At 68.9% G+C, this 25387-nt stretch carries 16 protein-coding genes and 2 pseudogenes; 12 read left to right on the top strand and 6 right to left on the bottom strand.

Translation table 11 applies throughout. The features are described from left to right. Positions 1-61: 61 nt before the first annotated feature. The 6 genes from M3M28_RS11630 to M3M28_RS11605 all read left to right on the top strand — a co-directional run bounded on the left by M3M28_RS11630 (position 62) and on the right by M3M28_RS11605 (position 9953). On the top strand, positions 62-4087 hold the full coding sequence (locus M3M28_RS11630; RefSeq protein ID WP_249386612.1) for an aldehyde dehydrogenase family protein: 4026 nt from the start codon (positions 62-64) through the stop codon (positions 4085-4087). Continuing rightward, entirely contained in the window at positions 4087-5454 is a 1368-nt protein-coding gene (locus M3M28_RS11625) for an FAD-binding oxidoreductase (protein WP_249386611.1), read from the top strand. Before M3M28_RS11630 ends, M3M28_RS11625 begins: the two co-directional genes overlap by 1 nt. Positions 5455-5543: 89 nt before the next feature. Beyond that, entirely contained in the window at positions 5544-6614 is a 1071-nt protein-coding gene (locus tag M3M28_RS11620; protein ID WP_249386610.1) for a 2,3-butanediol dehydrogenase, read from the top strand. A 71-nt stretch (positions 6615-6685) separates the two neighbouring features. Next, the gene (gene rocD, locus M3M28_RS11615) at positions 6686-7945 is read left to right on the top strand and encodes an ornithine--oxo-acid transaminase (protein ID WP_249386609.1); all 1260 of its coding nucleotides are present in this window, start codon (positions 6686-6688) and stop codon (positions 7943-7945) included. Then, positions 7945-8871, top strand: coding sequence for an alpha/beta fold hydrolase (locus M3M28_RS11610; RefSeq protein ID WP_249386608.1), 927 nt, complete (start codon positions 7945-7947; stop codon positions 8869-8871). The genes rocD and M3M28_RS11610 overlap by 1 nt, the downstream gene beginning before the upstream one ends. Positions 8872-8903: 32 nt before the next feature. Continuing rightward, a complete protein-coding gene (locus tag M3M28_RS11605) occupies positions 8904-9953 on the top strand; it encodes a lipoate--protein ligase family protein (protein ID WP_249386607.1) in 1050 nt (349 codons plus the stop codon). Positions 9954-9964: 11 nt separating this feature from the next. Here M3M28_RS11605 and M3M28_RS11600 read toward each other — a convergent pair whose 3' ends face one another. Genes M3M28_RS11600 through M3M28_RS11590 form a run of 3 tightly spaced genes read right to left on the bottom strand, consistent with a single transcriptional unit; the run spans position 9965 to position 12636 of the window. Then, positions 9965-10582, bottom strand: coding sequence for a PepSY domain-containing protein (locus M3M28_RS11600; RefSeq protein ID WP_249386606.1), 618 nt, complete (start codon positions 10580-10582; stop codon positions 9965-9967). 35 nt (positions 10583-10617) lie between these two features. Next, on the bottom strand, positions 10618-10908 hold the full coding sequence (locus tag M3M28_RS11595) for a GNAT family N-acetyltransferase (RefSeq protein ID WP_249386605.1): 291 nt from the start codon (positions 10906-10908) through the stop codon (positions 10618-10620). Positions 10909-10953: 45 nt separating this feature from the next. Further along, positions 10954-12636 (bottom strand): MDR family MFS transporter, encoded by a 1683-nt coding sequence (locus tag M3M28_RS11590; RefSeq protein WP_249386604.1) that lies wholly within the window; start codon positions 12634-12636, stop codon positions 10954-10956. Between the two features lie 129 nt (positions 12637-12765). On the opposite strand from M3M28_RS11590, the gene M3M28_RS11585 reads away from it, so the two are divergent. Next, the gene (locus M3M28_RS11585; RefSeq protein WP_249386603.1) at positions 12766-14973 is read left to right on the top strand and encodes a zinc ribbon domain-containing protein; all 2208 of its coding nucleotides are present in this window, start codon (positions 12766-12768) and stop codon (positions 14971-14973) included. Between the two features lie 24 nt (positions 14974-14997). Here M3M28_RS11585 and pgm read toward each other — a convergent pair whose 3' ends face one another. Continuing rightward, on the bottom strand, positions 14998-16623 hold the full coding sequence (gene pgm / locus M3M28_RS11580; protein ID WP_249386602.1) for a phosphoglucomutase (alpha-D-glucose-1,6-bisphosphate-dependent): 1626 nt from the start codon (positions 16621-16623) through the stop codon (positions 14998-15000). A 41-nt stretch (positions 16624-16664) separates the two neighbouring features. On the opposite strand from pgm, the gene pheA reads away from it, so the two are divergent. The 4 genes and pseudogenes from pheA (at position 16665) to M3M28_RS11570 (ending at position 21895) form a co-directional block, all read left to right on the top strand. Then, positions 16665-17597 carry a prephenate dehydratase gene (pheA, locus tag M3M28_RS11575; RefSeq protein ID WP_249386601.1) on the top strand — a complete coding sequence of 311 codons (933 nt, stop codon included), beginning with the start codon at positions 16665-16667 and terminating at the stop codon, positions 17595-17597. 297 nt (positions 17598-17894) lie between these two features. After that, positions 17895-18488 (top strand): annotated as a pseudogene (locus tag M3M28_RS12745) (NAD-glutamate dehydrogenase); the annotation flags it as partial. Between the two features lie 20 nt (positions 18489-18508). Continuing rightward, positions 18509-18655, top strand: a pseudogene (locus M3M28_RS12770) (hypothetical protein); the annotation flags it as partial. 33 nt (positions 18656-18688) lie between these two features. Further along, on the top strand, positions 18689-21895 hold the full coding sequence (locus M3M28_RS11570; protein WP_349305332.1) for an NAD-glutamate dehydrogenase: 3207 nt from the start codon (positions 18689-18691) through the stop codon (positions 21893-21895). 40 nt (positions 21896-21935) lie between these two features. Here the strand turns inward: M3M28_RS11570 and M3M28_RS11565 are convergent, their stop codons facing one another. Continuing rightward, positions 21936-23570 carry a thiamine pyrophosphate-dependent enzyme gene (locus M3M28_RS11565; RefSeq protein WP_249386600.1) on the bottom strand — a complete coding sequence of 545 codons (1635 nt, stop codon included), beginning with the start codon at positions 23568-23570 and terminating at the stop codon, positions 21936-21938. Positions 23571-23610: 40 nt separating this feature from the next. Then, positions 23611-24267 (bottom strand): bifunctional 4-hydroxy-2-oxoglutarate aldolase/2-dehydro-3-deoxy-phosphogluconate aldolase, encoded by a 657-nt coding sequence (gene eda / locus M3M28_RS11560; RefSeq protein WP_249386599.1) that lies wholly within the window; start codon positions 24265-24267, stop codon positions 23611-23613. Positions 24268-24397: 130 nt separating this feature from the next. Between eda and M3M28_RS11555 the strand changes: the two genes are divergently transcribed. Then, positions 24398-25366 carry a sugar kinase gene (locus M3M28_RS11555; RefSeq protein WP_249386598.1) on the top strand — a complete coding sequence of 323 codons (969 nt, stop codon included), beginning with the start codon at positions 24398-24400 and terminating at the stop codon, positions 25364-25366. The last annotated feature ends 21 nt before the right edge of the window (positions 25367-25387 follow it).

The raw sequence follows: 25387 nt of genomic DNA, 5'->3' as shown, positions 1-25387 counted from the left end.
GGAGGGGAGGGATCCGCGACAGTCGCAGGCGCGGGCCCGACGGGTTGAACGAGCGGACCTCGTGCGCGATGTGATGCATCGCAAGCGCCAAGAGGATGCGCCGGAGGACTACGCCGAGCACGCCGAGCCGATCGAGCAGGCCGAGGTCATCACGCCGACACCGTTGCCGCCCCGCGCCCAGCCCCAGGCCGAACGCCAGGAGGTGCAGACGCCCGGCAACGTGCCGATCGACGCGGCCGTGCCGCCCGCGCTCGAGCTACTCGGCCGATGGTGGCAAGAGGATGCGCGGCAGCGCGAGGAGCTCCACCGGCAACTCGAGGCTGAGACGAGCTCGCGACGACGCGAGAAGCTCGACGGCCGTGGCGACCTCGACCGCGCGCTCGACGAGGAGGGCGGCGCCGCCTTCCTCCGGGGCCTCATCGACGACGTGCTCCGCCCCGACGACCTGCTGGCCTCGGGCTTCGGCCTGAGCGACCTCGGCGACCGCATCCCAGCGTCGCTCACCCCGGCCACGCGCCGCAAGTTCCGCCTCGGCGCCTTCGCCGGCCCGGGCATTCCCTTCATTGCCGTGCCCGCAGTGCGCCGGGCGACGCGCGGCCTCTTCGGCCAGGCCGTCACCGAGGCCGGCGCCGAGCCGCTGAACAAGGCCCTCGACCGTGCCCGCGAACGCAACGCCGACGTGCGCGTGCGTCCGCTCACCGACCCGGTGCTCGGCGAGCGCGGCGCCGCGGCCGTGCGGGGGCGCGTGCGCACCCTGCTCACACATCCGAGCGTCGCGCAGGTCGAGCTCGACTGGAACGCGCTCGAGCCGCGCCCCGTCGACTGGGACTTCTCGGGCACGGCCGACCGTGCCGCCGCCCAGCTCGCGACCCTGCTCGCCGTCGCGCGCGAGCAGCAGCACCAGCCGCGCCTGGTGTTGCGGGCGACGACCTCGCGCAACGTCGAGCTCGCGGTCGAGACCCTGCTGCGTGCGCTGCGCGCCGAGCACGCGATCGGCGCCCGCGCCGGCATCGCGCTGCCGGTCGACCTGCCCGACTCGGCGACGCTGCTGCGCCGGCTCGCGGGGTCGGCGCACCTGCTGCGCGAGGAGGGCGGCGCCCCGCTTCGGGTGTCGCTGCACCGCATGCCCGACCGCCTGCGCGAGCGCGCCGATGCCCTGCGCAACGGCTGGCGCGTCGCAACCTACCTCACCGACGAAGACGTCGACGCGAACATGGCGCGCCTCATCGACGGCGTGCTCACGGCCGAGCACCGCGGGGTGCTCGAGCTCGAGGTCGACAGCACGGTGGCGATGGATGCGACACTCGCGGCCTCGATCGCCCGGGCGCGCGAGAGCTTCACCCGCGTTGGCGTCGTGATTCGGCCCGACACCACCGAGGCTGAGCTGACGCGGCTGCGCGAGCTCGGGGTCGACCTGACGATGCGCGTCGCGCAGCTGCCCGAGAACGCCGGCTGGCGACCGGCCGCCGCGTATCTGCGCGCGATCGTGACCGATCGGGCCCGGCAGCACGTCGAGGCGCACGAAGAGACAAGCGTCGACGGCCTTGGGCCGCAGCAGGAGCGGCTGCTCTCGGCGGTCGCGCGGATGCACCAGATTCCCGCGGGCCAGCTGCGGCACCAGGAGCGCATCGCGCCCGAGGATGCCCCGGGCGTCACCGCCGCGATCAAGCTCGAGCTGTTCCCCGAGGGCATGTTCGAAGACGAGCCCGAGCCCGCCACGCGCGACACCCTGCTCACCGACTCGGTCGATCTGAGCAACCTTGCGCAGGAGGCGCAAGCGACGACGGTGCTTGGCGACCGTGACCTCGGCGCGGGCCTGCCCGTCGACCGGCCCGAGCCGCAAGAGACCGGCGTCATGCCGGCCGGCGACGCCTCCGGCTCGATCAACCCGGCCGAGACCGGCGCGACCCCGAACCTCACCGAGGTCGTGCTCGGGCTGCGCCGCGGACGCATCCTGCGCAACACGTTCCGCAACGACCCGCTCAGCGACCCGACGCTCGAGAACGTGCGCGACTGGGCCAGCAACATCCAGCGCCGCGCGGCGCGCAGCGAACTCGGCGTCGACGAGGCCGCCGAACACCAGCTCGGCTCGGTCGAGCAGGTGCAGGAGATCATCGATCGCGCGCACGTCGCCGGCGACTCGTGGCGGCAGACGAGCGGCTGGGAGCGTGCGGCGACACTCGAACAGATCGCGAAGGCGCTCGACGCGAATCGCGCCCGCCTCATCGAGGTCGCCATGTCTGAGACCGGCCTCGCCTTCGACGAGATCGATCGCGACGTGAGCCACGCCATCGACCTCGCGAACTACGACGCGCACCTCGCGCGCCAGCTCGACCGGATGCAGGGGGCCGAGTTCGAGCCCGTGGCCGTCAGCGTCGCGGTGCCCGGCTGGATCTTCCCCGTCTCGTCGGTCGTGTCGATTCTCGTCGCGGCCCTCGGCGCGGGCTCGGCCGTGATTCTCAAGCCCTCGCCGCGCACCGAGCGCACTGCGGCGATCGTCGCCCGCGTGTTCTGGTCGACCGAGCTCGCCGACGGCCTGCTGCAGGTGGCCGGCAACGACTACTCGCGCATCACCGACGACCAGCTCGGGCGCGAGCTCATCGTCGACGAGCGCGTCGAGCGCGTGCTCATGCAGGGCGCCTACAACACCGCCTCGCACTTTCTCGAGTGGCGGCCCGACCTGCCGCTCATCGGCGGCTCGGGCGGCAAGAGCTCGGTCATCGTCACGCCGGCGGCCGACTACGACCAGGCCGCGCGCGACATCGCTCACAGCGTCGTCAGCGCGGCGGGGCAAGACCCGCTGCGGCCGTCGACCGCGATTCTCGTCGGCTCGGCGGCGTTCAAGAGCCGCTTCGCCGAGCAGCTCGCCGACGCCGTCGCCTCGACGCGCATCGGCTACCCGGCCGACCCCTCTGTGCACGCGGGCCCGCTCGTCGCGAAGGCCGCGGGCAAGGGCTACGAGATGCTCACGGAGCTTGCCGAGGGTGAGCGCTGGCTCGTCGAGCCGCGCAGCCTCGACGACACCGGCCGGCTCTGGACGCCGGGCGTGCGCACGGGCGTGAAGCCGACATCGCCGCTGCTGCGCAACGACGCCGCGGTGCCCGTCATCAACATCGTGCACGCCGACCACCTCAACGCCGCGATCGAGCTGCAGAACCACCTCGACTATGGCCTCGGCGCGGGCCTGTTCTCGCTCGACCGCTCCGAGATCGCGCAGTGGGTGCAGGGCGTCGAGGCGGGCAACCTCTTCGTCAACCGCGACGTCGTCGAGCACCGCGTGCAGCGCCAGCCCTACGGCGGTTGGAAGCGCTCGATGATCGGCACCAAGCTGAAGTCGGGCGGCCCGAACACGCTGCTCCACCTCGGCGCCTGGCGCCCCGCCGAGCACTCGCAGTCGCACACGCTGCACCTGCGCGGCCTCGAAGAATCGACCGCCCGCCTCATCGAAGCGCTCCAGCCCGGGCTCGCCTTCGACGACTTCGAGCGCGTGCGCCGCACCGCGCTGAGCTGCCAGATCGCCTGGAACGAAGAGTATGGCGAGGTCGTCGACGTCACGAACCTCCCGGTCGAGCGCAACCTGCTGCGCTACCGGCCGGCGCTCTGCCTCATCCGCATCTCGGCCGACGCGACCGCCGCCGAACTCGGGCAGGTGCTCGTCGCCGCCTCGGCCGCCCGCGCGAAGTTCCTCATCTCGACCGCGAACGAGCTACCGCCGACCCTGCTGCGCGAGCTCGCGCAGCGCGAGGCGCAGGTGCGCATCGAGCGCGACGACGAGTTCCTCGAGCGCATGCGCGATGAGGGGCTGGTCGAGGCCCCGCGCATCCGACTGCTCGGCGGCTCGCGCAGCCAGCTTTGCGCGCACCTCAAGAACTCGGTCGACATCGCCCTGTTCTCTGACGATGTCACGCTCGCGGGCCGGCTCGAGATGCTGCCGTTCCTGCGCGAGCAGTCGATCTCGATCACGGCGCACCGCTTCGGCTACCGCGACGAGCGGGTGCAGCAGCTGTTCCCGCACGAACTCGTCATTGACCACAACGTCAGCGTGCTCTCCGAGGGCGGGCAGCTGCGACGACCTGAAGGGGCGTAATGCCGGCAGTCCTCGAGCTCCTGCGGGAGCAGCTCGGCGAGCGCGTCGTCACCGACCCCGCGGTGCTCGCGACGCTGCGCACCGACCGCTCGGGTGCGCTCGCGGTGGGCAGGCCGCTCGCGCTCGTGGAGGCGGCGACGATTGAGGACGTGCAGGCGACCTGCCGCATCGCGAGCGAGACGCGCACGCCGATCGTGCCCCGCGGCGCCGGCTCGGGCCTCGCGGGCGCCGCCTCGGCCGGCGAGGGCGAGATCGTGCTCTCGACCGCGGGCATGCGTCGCATTCTCGAGGTGCAGCCCGACGACCAACTCTGCGTCGTCGAGCCCGGAATTCTCAACGGCGAGCTCAACGCCGAACTCGCGAAGCAGGGCCTGTGGTGGCCGCCCGACCCCGCGTCGAAGGACTTCTCGAGCGTCGGTGGCAACATCGCGATGAACGCGGGCGGCCTGCTCTGCGCAAAGTACGGCGTCACCCGCGAGGCGGTGCTCGCGCTCAAGGTCGTGCTTGCGTCGGGTGAGCTCATCGAGGTAGGCCACCGCACCGTCAAGGGCGTCACCGGCTACGACCTCTGCGCGCTCATGATCGGCAGCGAGGGCACGCTCGGCGTCATCGTCGAGGCGACCCTGAAGCTGCGGCCCGCGATCACCGGCGAGGTGCCGACCATCGGCGCGTACTTCGCGGGCGTGCGCGACGCGGCCGACGCATCCGCCGCCGTCACCGCCGCCGGCATCCGCCCCGCGATCATGGAGCTGCTCGACCGCAACATGCTCGTCGCCGCCTCGAACGCGACGGGCGTCGACCTCGCGTCGCAGGGCAACACCTACTTGCTCATCCAGACCGACGGGGCGGATGCGCGGGGCGAGGCCGAGCGCATCCTCGAGCTCGTCTCGCCGCTCGCGACCTCGGCCGAACTCACGCTCGACCCCGAGTCGGCGGCGACCCTCGTTGACGTACGCCGCCGTGGCTTCCCCGCCCTCGAGGCGATGGGCGCGATGCTCGTCGAAGACTGCGCCGTGCCGCGCTCGCGGATGGCCGACATGTTCGAGCGGGTCGAGGCGATCGCCGCGAAGTACGACGTCTTCATCGCCTGCCCGGCGCACGCCGGCGACGGCAACCTGCACCCCACGTTCGTGTTCGAGGGCTCGGCGGATGCGGTGCCCGACGAGATCTGGCAGGCCGCGGGCGAGTTGTTCGAGGCCGCGCTCGAGCTCGGCGGCACGCTCTCGGGCGAGCACGGCATCGGCATGCTCAAGCGCCGCTGGCTCGGCGACGAGCTCGGTGACACACAGCTCGGGCTGCAACGGCAGATCAAGGCCGTCTTCGACCCGCAGGGCATTCTCAACCCGGGCAAAATGTTCCCGCAGTAGCCACCGGTTTTCCCCTCCGGCTTCAGCGAAACTTACGGTTCGCGGGCCGATAATTGAGGTGTCCCAGAAGGACCTACATGGAGGGTGAAATGAAGGCAGCTCGTTACTACGGCAACCACGACATTCGCATCGAAGACATCGAGGCACCCACGGTCGAACCGGGCACGGTCGGCATCGACGTCGCCTACTGCGGCATCTGCGGCACCGACCTGCACGAGTTCCTCGACGGGCCCATCTTCTGCCCGCCGCAGGGCCACCCGCATCCGATCTCCGGCGAGGAATCGCCGGTCACGCTCGGGCACGAGATGTCGGGCGTCGTCTACGAGGTCGGCGAGGGCGTCACGGGCGTTGAGGTCGGCGACCACGTGGTGGTTGAGCCGTACATCATCGCCGACGACGTCGACACCGGCCCGAGCAGCCGCGACTACCACCTCTCGCCGAACATGAACTTCATCGGCCTCGCCGGCCGCGGTGGCGGCCTTGCCGAGAAGATCGTCGTGCGCGAGCGCTGGGTGCACAAGATCTCGAAGGACATCCCCCTCGACGAGGCCGCGCTCATCGAGCCGCTTTCGGTCGCGAAGCACGCGGTCGACCGCTCGGGTGCCGTCGCCGGCCAGACCGCCCTCGTCGGCGGCGCGGGCCCCATCGGCCTGCTCACCGCGACCGTGCTCAAGGCGATCGGCGTCACCGTCTATGTCTCAGAGCTCAGCGAGCTGCGCCGCCAGAAGGCGCTCGAAGCGGGCGTTGTGGACGAGGCGTTCGACCCGCGCGAGGTCGACGTGCCCGAGGAGATTCGCAAGCGCACCGGTGGTAAGGGTGCGGATGTCGCGTTCGAGGCCACGAGCGTGCAGGTCGTGCTCGACACGCTCATGGATGCGCTGCGCCCGACCGGTGTGCTGCTCATCGTCTCGATTTGGGGCCACAAGGCCGACTTCGACATGCACAAGCTCGTCATGAAGGAGATCGACATGCGCGGCTCGATCGCCTACGTGAACAACCACCCCGACACGATCAAGCTCGTCGAGGAGGGCAAGGTCAACCTCAAGCCCTTCATCACCGGCAAGATCGCGCTTGACGACCTCGTTGAGAAGGGCTTCGACACCCTCATCAACCACAACGAGACGGCCGTGAAGATCCTCGTCTCGAAGGACGGCAACTAGCCAGTGCCTGCCTCGCGCCGGGTGCCCCGAGTTCATGGGGCGCCCGGCGCGTGCGCGCTAGGCTTGCACCCATGACAGATGAGCGGGCCAGACTCAGCGAACGCGAGCTGCAGGAAGTAACCAAGGTCGAGCAGTTTACGGCGAACAACTACGCACCGTTGCCGATCGTGCTCGCCTCCGGCGAAGGATCCTGGGTCACCGACGTCGACGGCAAGCGTTACCTTGACTGCCTCTCGGCGTTCTCGGCGACGACCTTCGGCCACGCCTATCCGAAGTTCCTCGCGGCGGCCCGCGACCAGATGGCCACGATCTCGCTCGCGTCGCGTGCGGTGTTCGTTGAGGGCCTCGGCGACTTCGCCGAGGGCCTCGCGAAGCTCGCGGGCAAAGACCAGGTGCTCATCATGAACACCGGCGCCGAGGCGAACGAGACCGCGATCAAGGTCGCCCGCAAGTGGGGCGTCAAGGTCAAGGGCGTCGAGAACGGCCGCCAGAAGGTGATCGGCATGCAAGGCAACTTCCACGGCCGCACCATGACGATGGTCTCGCTCAGCGACGACCCGGTGGCCCGCGCCGACTACGGCCCCTACACGCCCGGCTTCGAGCTCGTGCCGTTCAACGACGCGGCCGCGGTCGAACGGGCGATCGACGACGACACCGTCGCCGTCATCCTCGAGCCCATCCTGGGCGAGGCCGGCATCCTCCTGCCCGACGAGGGCTACCTCGCCGAGGTGCGCCGCATCACGCGCGAACGCAACGTGCTGCTCATCTTCGACGAGGTGCAGACGGGCCTCGGCCGCACCGGCACGACCTTCCGGTTCCAGGCCGAGGGCGTCGAGCCCGACCTCATCACGGTCGCGAAGGCGCTCGGCGGCGGCATCCTGCCGGTCTCGGCCGTCATCGGCAACGAGGACGTGCTCGGTGTGCTCACACCCGGCGCGCACGGCTCGACCTTCGGCGGTAACCCGATGGCCGCGGCCGTCGGCCAGGCCGTCGTCGACGAACTCGCGAGCGGCACCTGGCAGCGCAGCAACCAGGAGCTCCACCCGGTGCTCTTCGACGCGCTTGAGTCGCTCATCGGCCGCGGCGTCACCGAGGTGCGCGGCGCGGGCCTCTGGGCCGGCGTCGACATCGACCCGGCGATCGGCAGCGCGCACGATGTTTGTCTCGACCTGCTCGACCACGGCATCCTTGCGAAAGACACGCACGGCATTACCGTGCGCCTCGCGCCGCCGATCATCGCAAACCACGACGAGATCGCGCTGCTCGTGCGCGAGTTCACCGCCGTAATTGACGCTCGCTGGGAGGCCGCGCAGGCAGGAGTCGAGGGCTGATGGGCGTCGCCGACCGCTTCTACACGCCCGGCATCGACACGACGAACGACGGGTTCGAGGTCGACTACCGCGAGCATCTGCTCGACGTGAACGGCGTCTCGGTGCACATCTACGAGTGGCGGCCCGAGGGTGAACCGGTCGCGCTCATCCACATCTCGCACGGCGCGGGCGAACACGCGCGCCGCTACCAGCGCCTCGCGAACGACCTCACCGCCGCGGGCTACGCCGTCATCGCGAACGACCACATCGGCCACGGCCGCACGGGCGTGAACGACAAGGGCATCGGCGTCATGGGCGAGCACGGGATGCGCGACTCAATTCGCGTCGTGCGCCGCGTTATCGAGTGGGGCAAGGAGCTCTACCCGGGCATCCCGTTCGTCGAATTCGGACACTCGTGGGGTTCGCTCATGGGGCAGCAGATTCTCGCCACCAACCCGACCCTCTTCGATGCCGTCGTCTGGTCGGGCACGACCCTGCTCATCCCTGGCATCGCGAACACCGGCAACTTCAACGAGCAGTGGGACGGTGACGGGCATGGCATGAGCTGGCTCACGCGCGACAAGGCCGAGATCAAGTGGATGATCGACGACCGCTACGGCTTCGACATCGGCCAGTCAGACATGCTCGATATTCCGGCCGTGCTCGGCGCTTTCTCGGTGCCGCGGCCGCTGCTCACGGGCCGCGCCGCGCGCGTGCCCATGTACATCCTTGGTGGCAGCGAAGACCCGGTCTCGAACCGCGGCCGCGGCGCCCGGGCGCTCGCCTGGTACTACCGCCACCTGTCGCGGATGCAAGACGTGACGTTGCGCATCTACGACGATGCCCGCCACGAAGTCTTCAACGAACTCAACCGAGCCGACGCCACGACCGACCTCGTCGAGTGGCTCGACTGGCACCTTCGCGCGCCGAGCGAACTCGGGCGCTAACGCACACGACCGAAGATCGGAGGCCGGCACTCGTGCACGGCGAATACAAGGTTCCCGGCGGCAAGCTTGTCGTCATTGACTTCGACGCCGAGGACGGCGCGCTCGCGAACGTGCGCCTCGCCGGCGACTTCTTCCTCGAGCCCGACGAGGCCCTCGAACTCGTGAACGCGGCGCTCAACGGGCTGTCGCTCGAGAGCACGAGTGAAGACATCGCCCGCGCGGTGCGCGACGCGCTGCCCGCGGACGCGGTGCTGCTTGGCTTCTCGCCCGAGGCCGTCGCCGTCGCCGTGCGCCGGGCGATTCTCGGCGCACGCGACTGGCGCGAGTACGACTGGCAGGTCATTCAACACGGCCCGCTCTCGCCGATGACGCAAGTCGCGCTCGACCAGGTGCTCACCGAGGAGGTCGGCGCGGGCCACCGCCCGCCGACGCTGCGTTTCTGGGAGTGGGACGAGTCGGCCGTCGTGCTCGGCTCGTTCCAGTCGGTGAAGAACGAGGTCGACCTCGAGAACGCCGAGAAGTACGGCGTGCAGGTCGTGCGCCGCATCTCGGGCGGCGGGGCGATGTTCATGGAGGCGGGGTCGATCGTGACGTACTCGCTCTACGTGCCGGCCGAGCTCGTCGCGGGCATGAGCTTCGCCGAGTCCTACAGCTTCCTCGACGAGTGGGTGCTCGAGGCACTCACGAGCATCGGCATCGAAGCGAGCTACGAGCCGCTCAACGACATTGCATCGCCGCAGGGCAAGATCGGCGGCGCCGCGCAGAAGCGACTCAGCTCGGGTGCCGTGCTGCACCACGCGACGCTGTCGTACGACATCGACGCCGAGAAGATGGTGCAGGTGCTGCGCATCGGCCGCGAGAAGATGAGTGACAAGGGCACGAAGTCGGCGAAGAAGCGGGTCTCCCCGCTGAAATCACAGACCGGCATGCCGCGGGCCGACATCATCGCGCACCTGCGCGACACGTTCCTCGACCTCCACGGCGGTGCCCCGGGCGAGATCACGCCCGAGGAACTCGAGCGCGCCGAGGAACTGGTGCGTACGAAGTTCGCGACGGACGCCTGGCTTAACCGAGTCCCGTAGCCGCGCGGCTGCTAGTCGTCTTCTCGGATGTCGCCGGTCGTTGCGTCGATGATGAGGTCGGCGCTCTGGTCGTCATCGTCGTAGTCGATCTCCCACTCGAGGGCGCCGTCGTCGGTGTCGAGCTCGACGCTGTCGATCGCGCCGTCCTGGTGCGTCTGGGCGAGGGCGATCGCCTGCTCCATGCGCACCGCGAGTTCCGAGAGGCGCGCGTGGTCGTCGTCATCCTCCTCGTCCTGCTCGTCGACGCGTGCCGTGCCTTCGGCCGCGACCTCGACTTCGTATTCGGCACCCTCGTAGGCGACCTCGATCTCGAAGCGCTCGGAGTCGTTGTCATCGAGGTCGAGCGCGACGGCGATCGCGCCCGGACCAACCGCATCCTGCGCAGTCGTGATCGCGGTCGTGTAGTCGATGTCGACCGTGCCGCTGCCGCCGTCCGCCGCATCCGGCTGGGGCGCTGCGGTTTCGGCGGGCGCGGTGGTCTCGACCGCCGTGCCCGTCTCGGCTGGAGCGGCGCTGTCGGCCGCCGGGTCGGTCGATGTCGAGTCGGCGCTCGAGCACGCGGCCAGCGTGCCGAGCAGAATCGGTGCGGCGAACAGGGCGAATACGGTGCGGGTCGTGTGCTTGCTCATGGCTTCCACGCTACGGAGGCACCATGGCACGAACGTTAGCGCTGTGTGAGAGCGCTGTAATCTTCGTGCCGCGCGATCCACGCCTGCACGTAGCTGCACGCGGGCACGACGCGCTTCGTGCTGTTGTCGCGCACGTCGTCGAGTGCCGACTTCACGAGTTCCGACGCGACACCCGCGCCGCGATGGTCGGGGTCGACCACGGTGTGGTCGAAGACGAGCTCGTGTTCGGTCTCGGTGTAGTGCGCGAAACCGGCGACCTCATCGTCGAGGTAGAGGGCGTAGCGCTCGTTGTCGGGCTCGTGCGTCACGGTGTAAGCATCAGACATGGCCTCACGCTAGCGAGCGAAGCCGAGGGCGCGCTGTGCCGCTGATTAGGTCGTCGCGTTGCTGCGCAGGTCGCCGCGCTGCTGCATCTCTTGCAGCGCCGAGGCCGTGCGGAACGGCTGGTTCGGCAGCACGAACGAGAGCAGCAGCGCGATGACGAGCATGCCGAGCGCGAGCCAGTAGCCGTAGGCGAGCGAGTTGTTGAACGCATCCATGAACGGCGCGGAGAGTCGCGCGTCGGCGCCGGTGAGGAAGCTCGTGTCGCCGTTCATCGCGGCGGCCGCCTGATTGCTCGGGCCGCGCAGTAGCTCGACGATGCGCTCGTTCGCGGCGTCGGGCGACTTCGCCTGTTCGGCGAGGGCGTCGGCGACCGGGCCCGAGTGGGCGGGGGAGTTGAGCGCCGCCGGAATCGTCTGCGTCAGGGTGCCGAACAGCAGCGAGAAGGTGATGCCGGTGCCGAGCGTGCCGCCGATCGAGCGGAAGAACGAGGATGCGCTGGTCGCGACGCCCATCTCGGTCGGGTCGACCGAGTTCTGCAGCACGAGGGTGAGGCCCTGCAGCAGCCCGCCGAGGGCGGCGCCGAAGAGCACCATCGGCAGGTAGAGCTTCCAGAGCGGGTCGTCGTAGCGCAGCGTGACGAGAATCGCGAAGGCGACGGTGAGCAGCGTGAGGCAGAGCACGACGATCCACTTCGCGCGCCCCAGCCTGGCATAGACGAAGCCGATGACCGAGGACGTGATGAGCTGCGCGCCGATGAGCGGCAGCTGCGCGAGGCCCGCGGCGGTCGGCTCGAGCTCCATCACCACCTGGATGTAGAGGGGCAGCGTCGTCATGACGCTGAACATCGCGAAGCCGACGAGCACGCTGAGCAGCACGGCGATCGTGAAGGCGCGCGACGAGAAGAGCCGCAGCGGAATGAGCGCGTCGCGGCCCATGTAGCGCTCGGTGAAGATGAAGCCGACGAACGCCGCGATGATGACGACGTAGCAAACGACCGCGGGCGCCGAGGTCCAGCCCCAGTACGCGCCTTGCTCGGCGACGAGAATGAGCGGCACGACGATGAGCGTGACGAGCGCGGCGCCGCCGAAGTCGATGCGCGGTTGCGCCCGCTTGCGGGGCAGGTGCAGGAAACGCGAGACGAGCACGAACGCGATCGCGATGAGCGGCACGTTGATGAGGAACACCCAGCGCCAGCCCGAGATCCAGAGCAGTTCATCCATGCCCGCGAACAGGCCGCCGATGAGCGGGCCCGCGACCGAGGCCACGCCGAACGCCGCCATGAACAGGCCCTGATACCGGGCGCGATCCTTCGGCGCGAACATGTCGGCGAGAATCGCGAGCGGCAGCGACATGAGGCCGCCGGCGCCGAGGCCCTGCACCGCGCGGAAGGCGGCGAGCTGAATCATGTCCTGCGAGAACGTCGACAGCACCGAGCCGAGCGCGAAGATCACGATGGCCGTGAGCATGAGCGGCCGGCGACCCAGCACATCCGAGAGCTTGCCGTAGATCGGCGTGCTCACCGTCGAGGCGATGAGGAACGCGGTGGTCACCCACGCCTGCAGCGACAGGCCGCCGAGCTCGTCGGCGATCGTGCGCATCGCGGTGCCGACGACGGTCTGGTTCAGCGCCGACAGGAACATCGACACGATGATGCTGAGGAGGACGAGGTGGATGCTGCGCTTGGTGAGGATCTGCGAGGTGGCTGGCTGGTGGGCCCGGTTCTTCGCCATGCAGAAACTCCCCCTCGCGTCGCACCGCGCCGTGCATCATATGGTCGGTGGCTGATGAATTGTACGCCGCCCGCACGACATTGCCGAGGTTCTGCCCCTCGCCGCGGTAAATTGGCGACAGGAGGCATGATGAGCAACAAGACCTGTCCCGTGTGTGGGGCCACCATCGTCGCGGGCCAGCGTTTTTGCGGCGAGTGTGGCAGTCGCTTAGCGACCACGCAGGAGTCGGCGCAGCCCGGCGACGCGGCCGAGCGCAACTCGGTGATGCACCGCCCGGGCGGCGGATCGCCAGACCCGTTCGCGGTCGGAGCGGCCGACGCCGGGTTCGGCGAAGACGACGACTTCTTCAGCCAGTTCGTGCCGAAGTCGAGCGCGCCGCAGCAGGATGCGCCGGCGCAGCCCGCGGCCCCCGAAGAGTTTCCGTCGCGGCGCTCGCGGCGTCGCTTCAACCCGAACGTCTTCGAGACCGGCCCGGTCGAGGACGTTGCGGCCGGCGACACCGGGCAGGTGCCGCCGATGTTCCCGCAGCACGTCGACGAGGCGACCGCGCAGCCGTCGATCCCGCCCGAGACCGCCGCGCCGCAGCAGTCGGCGCCCGCGGCCTCGCCGTTCGAGGAGTCGGGCGAGCCCGTTGAACCGAAGACGCGCCAGATGTCGCTCGAGGACATCCAGAACGCGCTCGGTGCCGAGGATGCTGGGCAGAACCCCGCCGGTCAGCGCGAGGATGCGCGTGAGCAGGAAGAGCGCGCCCGCGCCGCCGAGACCTGGCAGGTCGACCCCGACCGCCGTCGCGTCGCTGACGAGGCCACCTTCACGCAGCTCATCGAGGGCCTGCCCGACGACCCGGCCGACCACCCGATCTCCTCGCCGAAGTACGTGCAGGACGACGTGCAGCAGGGCCGCGGGCAGCAGAGTGATGGCCAGCAGGAGCAGCCGCAGTTCCAGGCGCCGCAGCAGGCGCCGAGCGGTGCCGAGTCGTCCTTCGCGCCCCTGCCCCAGGCGGAGATCGACCCCCAGCAGCGCGAGCAGCAGGAGCGCGCGAACGCGTTCTTCGCGGATGCGCCGACCGAGCGCGCGCAGGCCGAGCAGGAGCAGGCCGAGCAGGAGCAGCAGGCGCAGGCCGCGGCCGCTGCGGAGCAGGCCCGTGCCGAACAGGAACAAGCAGAACGGGCCCGTGCGGAGCAAGCGCGCGCCGAACAGGAACAGGCCGAGCAAGCAGCCCAACAGCAGGCCGCGGCCGGCTCGTCGATGCCGACGCTGCCGCCGCTCCCACAGCAGAACCAGCAGCAGTCGCAGCAGCAGGGTTGGGCACAGCCGCAGCCTCCCCAGCAGCAGCAGCAGCAGCAGCAGCAGCAGCAGCAGCAAGGCTGGGCCCAGCCTCAGCCTCCGCAGCCACCTCAGCAGCAGGCATCCCACCAGCAGCCCTCACAGGACTCCCAGGACCGCGAGCTCAACTTCGACAGCCTCATGTCAGAGTTCGACGACTCCGAGCAGCAGTCCGCGCGCAACCAGCAGACCTCGCCGGCATCGACGCGCGACTGGCGCGCATCCGACCGCCGCGCGGCCGAGAGTGCCACCGCCGTCGGCGCGGGCACCGGCGTCGCGGCAGGCGGCGGTCCCGGCGGCCCGACCGGCCCGGGTGGCGCCGGCGGATCTGGCCCCCAGGGCCCCGAAAACGGCGAGCCGAAGTACACGCCGCAGGAGGTGCAGCGTCGCCGCAAGGGCGTCATGACGATCCTCATCGCCGCGGCCGCAGCCGTCGTGCTCATCATCGGCGCGTTCGGCATCAATGCGCTCTTCGGCAGCGGAGACAGCGACCCGGCCGCCGAGGGTGAGCAGACGCAGACCTCGGCCGGCACCGAGTCGACCTCACCCACCGTGGGCGGTAACCTCGGCGACGGCGGGCCGACCGAGTCCGAAACTGAGACGGCCGAGCCGACTCAGGAGTCGTTCGACCCGGTCACGTTCCAGTCGGGCTCGGGCAACATCCGCTGCCAGATCACGCAGGAGACCGGCGTCGCTTGCCAGCTCACCGCGACGAACTTCGCCGCCCCCGCCGAGATGTGCCAGAACGGCCTCTACTCCGGCGCATCCGTTGGCGTCACGACCGACGGCGCGACCTACCCGTGCCTCACCGGCGGCTTTGGCGGTGGCCAGGCGCTCGGCTACGACACCCCGATCACCGCGGGCCCGTACACCTGCTCGATCAACTACTCGACCGGCGTGAGCTGCGACAACGGTGACGGCGACGGCTTCTCGATGGAGTACTCCGCCGGCATCACGATCAACGGCGACATGGCCGCCGAGCCGCAGCCCGAGGTGGCGCCGGTGGGCTAGCTCAGCCCACCGGCGCCCTCGGCGCTACGCCATTGCGGCGTCGACGATCTGCTTCGCCTCGGCCTGCACCTGCGCGAGGTGCTCCGGGCCCTTGAACGACTCGGCGTAGATCTTGTAGACGTCCTCGGTGCCGCTCGGGCGCGCCGCGAACCAGGCGTTCTCGGTGACGACCTTGAGGCCGCCGATGGCCGCGCCGTTGCCGGGCGCCTCGGTGAGGCGGGCGAGAATCGGCTCGCCCGCGAGCTCGGTCGCGGTCACCGCGTCGCCCGAGAGCGCCTTGAGTTTCGACTTCTGCGCGGGCGTGGCCGGCGCATCCACTCGCTGGTAGGCCGGGTCGCCGAACTTCGCGACCAAGTCTTGGTAGTAGTGCGAGGGCGAGCGGCCCGTCACGGCGATGATCTCGGCCGCGAGCAGGGCGAGCAGGATGCCGTCCTTGTCGGTCGTCCACGTCGTGCCCTCGAGGGTGAGGAACGACGCACCCGCCGACTCCTCGCCGCCGAAGACGACGCTGCCGTCGCTGAGGCCGGGCACGAACCACTTGAAGCCCACCGGCACCTCGTCGAGCTTGCGGCCGAGGCTCGCGACGACGCGGTCGATCATCGAGCTCGAGACGAGCGTCTTGCCGATGCCCGCATCCGCCGACCAGCCGGGTCGGTGCGTCGCGAGGTAGTCGATCGCGACCGCGAGGTAGTGATTCGGGTTCATGAGGCCGTGCGCCGGGGTGACGATGCCGTGGCGGTCGGCGTCGGCGTCGTTGCCCGTGAGGATGTCGTAGTCCTCGCGGTGTGCGAGCACCGAGGCCATCGCCGAGGGGCTCGAGGGATCCATGCGGATCTTGCCGTCCCAGTCGAGCGTCATGAACGGCCAGCGCGGGTCGACGTTCGGGTTGACGACGGTGAGGTCGATGCCATAGGTGTCGGCGATCGCCTGCCAATACTCGACGCTCGAGCCGCCGAGCGGGTCGGCGCCGATGCGCACGCCGGCGCGCTGGATCGCCTCGAAGTCGATCACCTTCGCGAGGTCGTTCACATACTCGGTGCGGAAGTCGTAGCGACCGATCTTGCCGTCGGAGTTCGTGCGCTCAACACCCTCGTTGCCGTTCGCGATGAGGTTGTTCGCGCGGTTCTCGATCCACTTCGTCGCGTCGGTGTCCGCGGGGCCACCGTGCGGCGGGTTGTACTTGAAGCCGCCGTCCTGCGGCGGGTTGTGGCTCGGGGTGATGATGATGCCGTCGGCCTGGGCGGATGCGTGGGCCGGGTCGGCGTTGTACGCCACGATCGCGCGCGAGAGCGACGGCGTCGGCACCCACGAGTTGTTCGAATCGGCGAGCACGTTCACGCCGTGCGCCGCGAGCACGTCGAGCGCGGTCTCTTCGGCGGGAGCGCTCAGCGCGTGCGTGTCGCGGCCGATGAACAGGGGGCCGGTGACGCCCTGCTCGGTGCGGTACTCGACGATGGCTTGCGTGATGGCGAGAATGTGCGTCTCGTTGAACGACGACGTCAGGCTCGAACCGCGGTGTCCCGAGGTGCCGAAGGCGACGCGCTGCGTCGGCTCGTCGACGTTCGGAACATTGCGGTAATAGGCGCCGATGAGGTCATCAACGTCGATGAGGTCTTCGGGGAGTGCGACTGTGCCGGCTCGTTCATGCATGGGTTCATCCTGACAGTATTTGGTTGCAATAGGCTCGACATATGAGCGCATCCGAGACCATTTCGTACCTGGGCCCGGCGGGCACCTTCACCGAGATGGCGCTCCGCCTCGCGCCCGAGGCCGAGGGCAAAGAGTGGAAGCCCGTGGCTAACGTCCTCGAGGCCCTCATGGATGTGCAGACGGGCACCTCGTTCGCCGCGATGATCGCCGTCGAGAACTCGATCGAGGGCGGCGTGACGGCGTCGCAGGATGCGCTCGCGACGATGGACGGCCTGCGCATCGTGGGGGAGTACGTCGTGCCGGTGCGCTTCTCGCTCGCCGTGCGCCCGGGCATGACGCTCGACGACATCCACACCGTCGCCGCGCATCCCGTCGCCTACGGCCAGTGCCGACGCTGGCTGCACCGCACCCTGCCCGGGCACGGCCACGTCGCCGCCTCGAGCAACATCGCGAGCGCCGAGGTGATGCTCGACCGCCCCGACATCATCGACGCGGCGGTGACGCCCGTGAACATTCGAGAGCGCTTCGACCTCGAGGTGCTCGCCGACGACATTCAAGACAACGCGCAGGCCCGCACCCGTTTCGCACTTGTGACGACGCGCACCGACGTGCCCGCGCGCACCGGTCGCGACAAGACCTCGCTCATCGTCGAGCTGCCTGAGGAGCGCCCCGGCGGGCTCATGACGATGCTCGAGCAGTTCGCGACCCGCGGCATCAACCTCTCGATGATCACGTCGCGGCCGATTCCCGAGCAGCCGGGCCGCTACCGCTTCGTCGTCGACCTCGACGGGCACATCCACGACGCGCGGGTGGCGGATGCGTTGCTCGGCCTGCGTCGCTACAGCCCCTCGGTGAAGTTCCTCGGCTCGTACCCGCGCGCCGCCGCGTCGAGCGTCGACGAAGACCCGGCCGCGAGCGACGAGAACTACGCCGAGGCGCAGCGGTGGTTCGACACGCTCGACAGCGCGAGCTGACGCGCCGCCCGCTACCGCCGTCGCTGACCCGCCGTCGCTGACGTGCAGACCCGTCAGCGGCGCGTTGACCTACAAGTGGCGCGAACCTGACAGCGCCCCTTGTCGCTCATCGCGCCACTTCTTTGCTAGTCATCGTTCGGGGTGGCGTTGGGTGGCGCGTTGGCGTACAGGTGGCGCGATCCTGACAGCGCCTTTCGTCGCTGGTCGCGCCGTGTCCTCAGAACGCGGCTACGGCCGGTGCGTTGAGCCCGAGCAACGGGCGTGCTGCGCGACCCAGCGGCGGTCACCGGCGACGTGATGCCGCAGGTTGCTCCGACCGCACAGCGGCTCGTCACAATCACGAACTCTGACCTGCGGGCGACGGTGCACCGCGACCTGCACTTCGACCACATCGCCGTGTGCACGTTCAACGACGCGGGCGAGGTGACGGGGGAGCGGCGCTTCATCGGGCTCTTCGGAAGCTCGGCGTACGCGATGCCGGTCGCGACCCTGCCGATCGTGGGTGAGAAGGTGCGGTACGTGCTTGAGGCCTCGGGCTTCGCACGCGACGCGCACTCGGGCCGGGACCTGCGCCAGGTGCTCGAGCACTACCCGTTGCAGGAACTCTTCCAAGACTCGAAGGAGCACCTGCTCGAGGTCGCCGTTGAGGCGAGCAGCCTGCGCAATCAGCACCGCGCACGGCTGTTCCTGCGTACCGACGCGTTTGGCGGCTTCGTCTCAGCGCTCGTGTTCCTCCCCTCCGACCGATTCAGCACCGACGTGCAGGTGCGCATCGACCAGCTGCTGCGCCGCGAGTTTGGCACGGGGCAGGTGGAACAGTCGATCTACGTTGACCCCTCGGCGCTCGCAGTGCTGCACTACGCGGTGCGGATGCCCGCGGGCGAGGCACTGCCCGACGTCGATGAGTCGCGATTGCAGACGCAGCTCGAGCGCACGATTCGCAGCTGGACCGAGGGGCTCGTCGAAGCGCTCCACGCGACGTTCGACGAGGATCGCACGACGGGGCGCTGCTTGGCCGCTACGTCGAGGCGTTCTCGGCTGGCTATCGCGAGCAGGTTGAGCCCGTTGAGGCCGTGCGCGACATTGGGCTCATGGACCAGCTCGACGACGACACCTCGTTTGCCGTGCACCTCTACGGCACCGAACGCGACGACGAGCACAAGCGGTTCTTCACGCTGGCTTCGCGAGAGCAGTTCCCGCTCACGCGGGTGTTGCCGGTGCTCACCGACCTCGGCGTCGACGTTGTCGAGCAGCGCCCGTACAACGTCACGCTCACCGACGGCGTGACCCTGCATCTTTCGGACTTCGGGCTGACCTCGTCGTCGAGTTCCTGGGGCGACGAGGCCACGGCGAACGAGTTCGAGGCCGTGTTTCAGGCGGTCTGGTCGGGCGCGGTCGAGAGCGACAAGCTCAACTCGCTCGTGCTGCGAGGTGGGCTCGACTGGCGCCGAATCGTCGTTCTCCGCTCGATCGCGATGTACCTGCGGCAGACCTCGTCGGCCTTCTCGGTCGAATACCTCGAGCACGCGCTCATCGCGAACCCGAGCATCGCGGTGCAGCTCGTGCGGCTGTTTGAGGCGCGATTCGATCCGGCATTCACGGGCGACCGCGAGGATGCTGCTGCCGAGATTCGCGCTCAGGTGACCGCAGCGCTCGACGACGTTGCGAGCCTCGACGAGGACCGCATCCTGCGCTCATTCATGGGCGTGATCGAGGCGACGCTGCGCACGAACTTCTACCAGCGTGACGCGGCGGGGCAGCCCAAGCCGTGGGTCTCGATGAAGCTCGACTGCGCGAGCGTGCCCGAGCTGCCGAAGCCGCATCCCATGGCCGAGATCTGGGTGTACTCGCCCCAGGTCGAAGGTCTGCACCTGCGCTTCGGCAAGGTGGCCCGCGGCGGGCTGCGGTGGAGCGACCGCCGAGAGGACTTCCGCACCGAGGTACTCGGCCTCGTGAAGGCGCAGATGGTGAAGAACGCCGTCATCGTGCCTGCGGGCTCGAAGGGCGGGTTCTACGCGAAGCAGCTGCCCGCGCCGAGCGACCGCGCAGCGTGGCTCGAGGCGGGCAAGGAGGCGTACCGCACGTTCATCCGCGGCCTGCTCGACCTCACCGACAACCGCGACGGCGCCGACATCGTTCCGCCGACGGATGTTGTGCGTCGTGATGGCGACGACCCGTACCTCGTGGTTGCCGCCGACAAGGGCACCGCGTCGTTCTCGAACATCGCGAACGCGATCTCGCGCGAGTACGGGTTCTGGCTCGACGACGCCTTCGCCTCTGGCGGCTCGGCCGGTTACGACCACAAGGGCATGGCGATCACCGCGCGCGGAGCGTGGGAGTCGGTGAAGCGCCACTTCCGCGAGCTCGACCTCGACACGCAGTCGGAGGAGTTCACTGCGGTGGGTATCGGCGACATGTCGGGTGACGTGTTCGGGAACGGCATGCTGCGAAGCGAGCACACCCGGCTCGTGGCGGCGTTCGACCACCGCCACGTTTTCGTCGACCCCAACCCGGATGCGGCGGCCTCGTTCGCCGAGCGGAAGCGGCTGTTCGAGCTGCCGGGCTCGTCGTGGGACGACTTTGATCGCTCGGTGATGTCGGCCGGTGGCGGAGTGTTCCCGCTTTCGGCGAAGTCGGTCGACGTGACCGACGAAATGCGCGCCGCGCTCGGCATCGACGCATCCGTGACGACGCTCAGCCCGCTCGAACTGAAGCGGGCCGTGCTGCTCGCTCCTGTCGACCTGCTGTGGAACGGCGCGATCGGCACCTACATCAAGTCGAGCGCCGAGAGCAACGACGAGATCGGCGATCGCGGCAACGACGCGATTCGCGTGAACGGCAACGAGCTGCGCGTGCGGGTCGTGGGCGAGGGCGGCAACCTCGGCGCGAGCCAGCGGGGGCGCATCGAGGCCGCGGCGGCCGGCGTTCACATCAACACCGACGCCATCGACAACTCGGCGGGCGTGGGCACCTCCGACCGCGAGGTGAACATCAAGATTCTGCTCAGCGCCGTCGAACGCTCGGGCGTGCTCGACCGCGCCGCGCGCGACGAACTGCTGCAGTCGATGACCGACGAGGTCGCAGTGCAGGTGCTGCGCGACAACTACGAGCAGAACGCGCTGATCGGTAACTCGCGCGCGAACGGTGTCGAGATGCTCCCCTCGCACGAGCGGCTCATGGAGCAGCTCGAGTCGATCGGGCTGCTCGACCGGGAGCTTGAGTTCCTGCCGTCGACCACCGAGGTCGCGGAACGGGTCGCGAACGGCTCTGAGCTCACGCGCCCCGAGTTCGCGGTGCTGCTCGCCTACGCGAAGCTCGCACTGAAGGATGACCTGATCGAGAGTGATTTCGCGAGTGACCCGTGGCTCGCCTCGACGCTCGCCGAGTACTTCCCGGAGCCGATTCGCGAGCGATACGCCGGGGAGCTGGAGGCGCATCCGCTGCGCGCTGAGATCATCGTGAACTCGGTGGTGAATTGGCTCGTGAACCGCGGCGGCGTGACGTTTGCCTACCGAGCCGCCGACGAGACCGGCGCGTCAAACGAGCAGATCGCTCGCGCCTACATCGTGGCGCGTGAGGTGTACGACCTCGCCGGGTTCGTGTCGCATGTCGAGGAGACCGACAACCTGCTCGCCACCGACGTGCAGGCCGAGCTCTACTTGGGCCTGCGGCGGATGCTCGACCGGGCCTCGCGCTGGTTCGTGCAGCACCGCCCTGCGGGAGTGAACATCGGCGCCGAAATCGAGCGGTTCAAGCAGCCGCTCGCGCAGCTAACCGGTCGCGTCGGCGAGCTGTTGCGCGGCGAGTCGCTCGCGGCCTACGAGGCGTGTGTGGCGTCGCTGGTCGACGACGGTGCGCCCGAAGCGCTCGCGAGCTGGGGTGCCGCGCTGATTGACCTCGTCGAGTTCCCCTTCCTCGACATCATCGAGGACTCGCAGGCTAACGGCCGGGAGGCGGCGGAAGTCGCGGGCGTGTACTTCGCGCTCGGCGACCGCCTGCGCATCGACGAGTTCCAGCGCGGGGTCGCCCGCCTGCCGCAGCGCGACCGCTGGGGTTCGATGGCGCGGGCGTCGCTCAGCGACGACCTCTACGCCGTGATGATCGAGCTCACCGAATCGGTGCTGCACACGACCGAAGCGGGCGCCGCGAACGACCGCGTCGACGCCTGGTTCGCGGGCGGTGCGACCGCGGGGCAGGACGTGCTCGCCGAGGTGCTCACGACGCTGCAGGAGGAGGACGACGTGGCGCTCGCGCCGCTGTCGGTTGCCCTGCGCCGACTGCGCTCGCTCGTGCGGTAGCTCACTCCTGCTTCGGGCGGCAGCGCGGTGCGTCGGCAGCTCATTGACCGGGTTCGTCGAACAACGCCCAGGGTGACGGAAACTCGTCGACCTCCACCTCGATAAGCGCTGGCGCATCGCGCTTCGCCACCTCGAATAGGGCGTCGCGAAGCCCGCCCGCGTCGTGGACCCGGAACGATTCCACGCCGTAAGCATCTGCGAGCCGCATGAAGTCAGGGTTTGTGAGGTCGCTGGCGAGAACTCGACCCTCGTATGCATACTTCTGCGAACGGTACACGTTGCCGTACCTGCCGTCGTTGAACACGATCGCGATGAGCGGGATGCGGTAGCGAGCGAGGGTGGCGAGCTCCGGCAGGGTCCAGGAGAACCCGCCATCACCCGAGATCGAGACGACGCGCCGGTCAGGCGCACCGACCTGCGCGCCGATTGCGGTCGCGAAACCGTACCCGAGCGTGCCCTGGTAGCCGGGGGAAATGAACGATCGCGGCGAACTCGCCGGGTAGGTGATGGTGGAGACATAACCAACCTGCGTGTACTCAGACACGAGTACGGTGTCTGCGGGCAGTGTCGTTCGAATTGCCCGAAGGTATTCGAGCTGCGGCGACACTTGCTCCAGCTGCTGGGCCGCCGAGGTTCGGATGCGCTCGATCTCGGATTGGGTCCAGGTGCTCGCGGGTGCGCTGCCGAGGCGTCGAAGCGCATCCACAATCTGCTCGGTTACGACTCGAGCATCGCCGAGGAGCGCGTGCTCAGTCGTTGGTCGTGGGTAGCCGAGGTCGCTGACCTCGGCGTTGATGTTGATGACGTTCCCGGTGCCGAGATCGATGTGGCCACCGGCGCCTGTGCCCATGCGAGAGCCAATCACGATCACGAGATCGGCGTCGGAGATCACCTCTGCTCTCGCGTAGGGGTCGAGTACGAGTGGATGCGTCGCGTCGACAACGCCGCGACCGTTGCGGCTTTGGATTACTGGGCAACCCAGGAGCGTCGCGCAGTCGAGGATTGCGTCGCCTGCGGCCTGTGCCCCGCCGCCCGCGAGGATGTAGGGTCGCTCACTGCGAGCGATCAGCGCTGCGATCGACTCGAGTTTGTCACGCGGGAAGGTGGCTTCGGCCGGAACGATTCGAGACGCTGTGCGAGTCTCGACGCGGGCAGCAAGCACATCCGGTGGTACCTCGAGTGCCACGGGGCCTGGAACGCCCGTGTTCAGGTGATGGAAGGCGAGCGCGACGAGGTCGGGGATCTCGCGGGCGTCTCGAGCCGTTCCGACCCACTTCGTCAACGACCGCAGGATTCCTGTTTGGTCGGGGATCTCGTGCAACGCGCCGTACTTCCTGTCATCGATCAGCTGCGAGTCGAGCTGCCCACAGAGGAGAAGCACGGGAGACGAGCACGCGAGTGCAGTCGCAAGGCCCGCGGTGGCGTTGAGTACGCCGGGGCCGGGCACGACCATCGCAACGCCCGGCTTGCCGGTAACTCGGGCGTATCCGTCGGCCATGTATGTCGTGCTCTGCTCGTGGCGCGGGGCGATGAGCGAGAGTCCCTCACGGGCGTCGAAGAGGGCGTCGACAAGTTCATAGAGCTGGATACCGGGGATGCCAAAGATCGTGTCTACGTCGTGCGCGATGAGGTTGTCGACCAGCAGCTGTCCGCCGGTCACCTGTCGAGGGGTCATTGGGTTTCGTCCTTCCGATGTCCAGCGAGGGGGGAAACAGCTACTTCGCGGTGCACGCCTCGGCGATGGTGGCCAGCGCCTCGCGCGTGAGCCGTTCGATCATCGTGAAGTCGCCGCGGGCGATTACGTCGATTGGCACCATCCAGCTGCCGCCTACGGCGCAAACGTTGCCTGTCGCGAAATAGTCGGCGAGGTTATCGGGGCCGATCCCACCGGTCGGCACGAACGTGACGTCGGGGAATGGCCCGCGCAGAGCCCGCAACGCCGAAGCGCCGCCGTTCGCTTCGGCGGGGAAGAACTTGAATCGTCGCATTCCCGCGGCGACCCCCCGTTGCACATCGCTTGCGGTCGCGACCCCTGGAATCGCGGGGATCCCGAGCTCGGCAGCGCGTGAAGTGACGTCGTCGGTGAAGCCTGGGGAGATGAGGAAGCGGGCACCAGCAGCCGCGGCGCGTTCCGCATCGGTCGCGGTGAGCACCGTGCCAGCACCGACGATGAGGTCGGGACAGAGTTCGGTGATGCGCGTGATCGACTCGAGTGCGGCGTCGCTTCGCAACGTGACCTCCACGACGGTAGCGCCCCCGCGCAGTAGAGACTCGGCGACTGGGAGCGAGTCGGCGACCTTCTCGAGTACCACGACGGGCACGATCGGGGCGCGGCCCAGTGCGGTATCGAGCTCGGCGATGGCGTCCTCCACGAGGCCTCCGTCTCTAGAGATGCACAGTTCTGATAGATGTCTTTCAGAAATGAGGAATATATGCCAATCTAGTTGCGAACGTGACGGCTTGTCAACGATGAACGGGCCGCGCTTGAGCGAGGGGATGCACGTGACCGCAGACGTGTTCTGTTACGGCGAGGCGTTGACGGTTGTCGCGCCATCTCCACCCGCGCCCATCGAGACCCGGCCCACGTGCTCACTTGGCCCGGCTGGCGCCGAGTTCAACGTCGCCGCGAATCTTGCGACACTCGGGGTCGCGGTGCAGTGGCTCGGGGCGCTCGGCGAAGATCCGTTTGGGCAGATTATTCTCGACGAGGCCGCCTTCCGAGGCGTTGGAGTCGATCACGTGCACGTCGATGATCGGCTCTCCACGGGCGTCTATTTCAAGAGCGTCGAGCCCTCCGGCTCGCGCGTCTACTACTATCGCGACGGCAGCGCCTTCTCAGCCGCGAATGTACGTGACCTCGTGGGGGATGCGCCGAGTCCGCGCATCCTGCACACCACCGGCATCACCCCAGCGCTTTCACCGAAGGCGCGCGACTCGACGAATGCGGTGCTCGACCGCGAGGTTGCAGGTGATGCGCTCATCAGCTTTGACGTAAATTACCGGGCGAGCCTCTGGCAAGACATCGAAACGGCAGCCGCGACGTTGCTTGAGTGCGCGCAGCGCGCCGACGTCGTATTCGTTGGCCGCGACGAGGCCGAGCTGGTTTGGGGGACCCGCACCGCCGAGTCGATTCGCGCGCTTCTCCCGGGTCCTCGGCATCTCGTTGTGAAAGACGGCGATGTGATCGCGACCGAGTTCATTGGGCAGCGGCGCGTTGACTGTCACCCGCCCCGCGTACGCGTCACCGAGCAGGTCGGGGCGGGTGATGCGTTCGCGGCGGGTTGGATTGCGGGCTACCTCGAGAACAGGGGACCGGTTGAGCGGCTGCGATTCGGTCATCTGCTTGCGGCGCAGGCGCTCCAGCATCCCGGAGATCTCGTGCCGTTGCCGCCCCTCGACGTGATTCACGACGCGGTGATGCGTGACCCCGCGAGCTGGTCGGTGACTCTCACGGGCACGGACCCGCGGTAGTAGCACCCCGCCGACGTGACC

It is taken from the genome of Gulosibacter sediminis (genome assembly GCF_023370115.1).
In the GTDB taxonomy this organism is placed as follows: domain Bacteria; phylum Actinomycetota; class Actinomycetes; order Actinomycetales; family Microbacteriaceae; genus Gulosibacter; species Gulosibacter sediminis_A.
This window is presented reverse-complemented; position numbering and strand designations above follow the sequence as displayed.

Excerpts from the sequence above, each read along its gene's own strand:
- M3M28_RS11625 (WP_249386611.1), top strand. The coding sequence starts at position 4,087 with ATGCCGGCAGTCCTCGAGCTCCTGCGGGAGCAGCTCGGCGAGCGCGTC.
- M3M28_RS11620 (WP_249386610.1), top strand. The coding sequence starts at position 5,544 with ATGAAGGCAGCTCGTTACTACGGCAACCACGACATTCGCATCGAAGAC.
- rocD (WP_249386609.1), top strand. The coding sequence starts at position 6,686 with ATGACAGATGAGCGGGCCAGACTCAGCGAACGCGAGCTGCAGGAAGTA.
- M3M28_RS11610 (WP_249386608.1), top strand. The coding sequence starts at position 7,945 with ATGGGCGTCGCCGACCGCTTCTACACGCCCGGCATCGACACGACGAAC.
- M3M28_RS11600 (WP_249386606.1), bottom strand. The coding sequence starts at position 10,582 with ATGAGCAAGCACACGACCCGCACCGTATTCGCCCTGTTCGCCGCACCG.
- M3M28_RS11595 (WP_249386605.1), bottom strand. The coding sequence starts at position 10,908 with ATGTCTGATGCTTACACCGTGACGCACGAGCCCGACAACGAGCGCTAC.
- M3M28_RS11590 (WP_249386604.1), bottom strand. The coding sequence starts at position 12,636 with ATGGCGAAGAACCGGGCCCACCAGCCAGCCACCTCGCAGATCCTCACC.
- M3M28_RS11585 (WP_249386603.1), top strand. The coding sequence starts at position 12,766 with ATGAGCAACAAGACCTGTCCCGTGTGTGGGGCCACCATCGTCGCGGGC.
- pgm (WP_249386602.1), bottom strand. The coding sequence starts at position 16,623 with ATGCATGAACGAGCCGGCACAGTCGCACTCCCCGAAGACCTCATCGAC.
- pheA (WP_249386601.1), top strand. The coding sequence starts at position 16,665 with ATGAGCGCATCCGAGACCATTTCGTACCTGGGCCCGGCGGGCACCTTC.
- M3M28_RS11570 (WP_349305332.1), top strand. The coding sequence starts at position 18,689 with ATGGACCAGCTCGACGACGACACCTCGTTTGCCGTGCACCTCTACGGC.
- M3M28_RS11565 (WP_249386600.1), bottom strand. The coding sequence starts at position 23,570 with ATGACCCCTCGACAGGTGACCGGCGGACAGCTGCTGGTCGACAACCTC.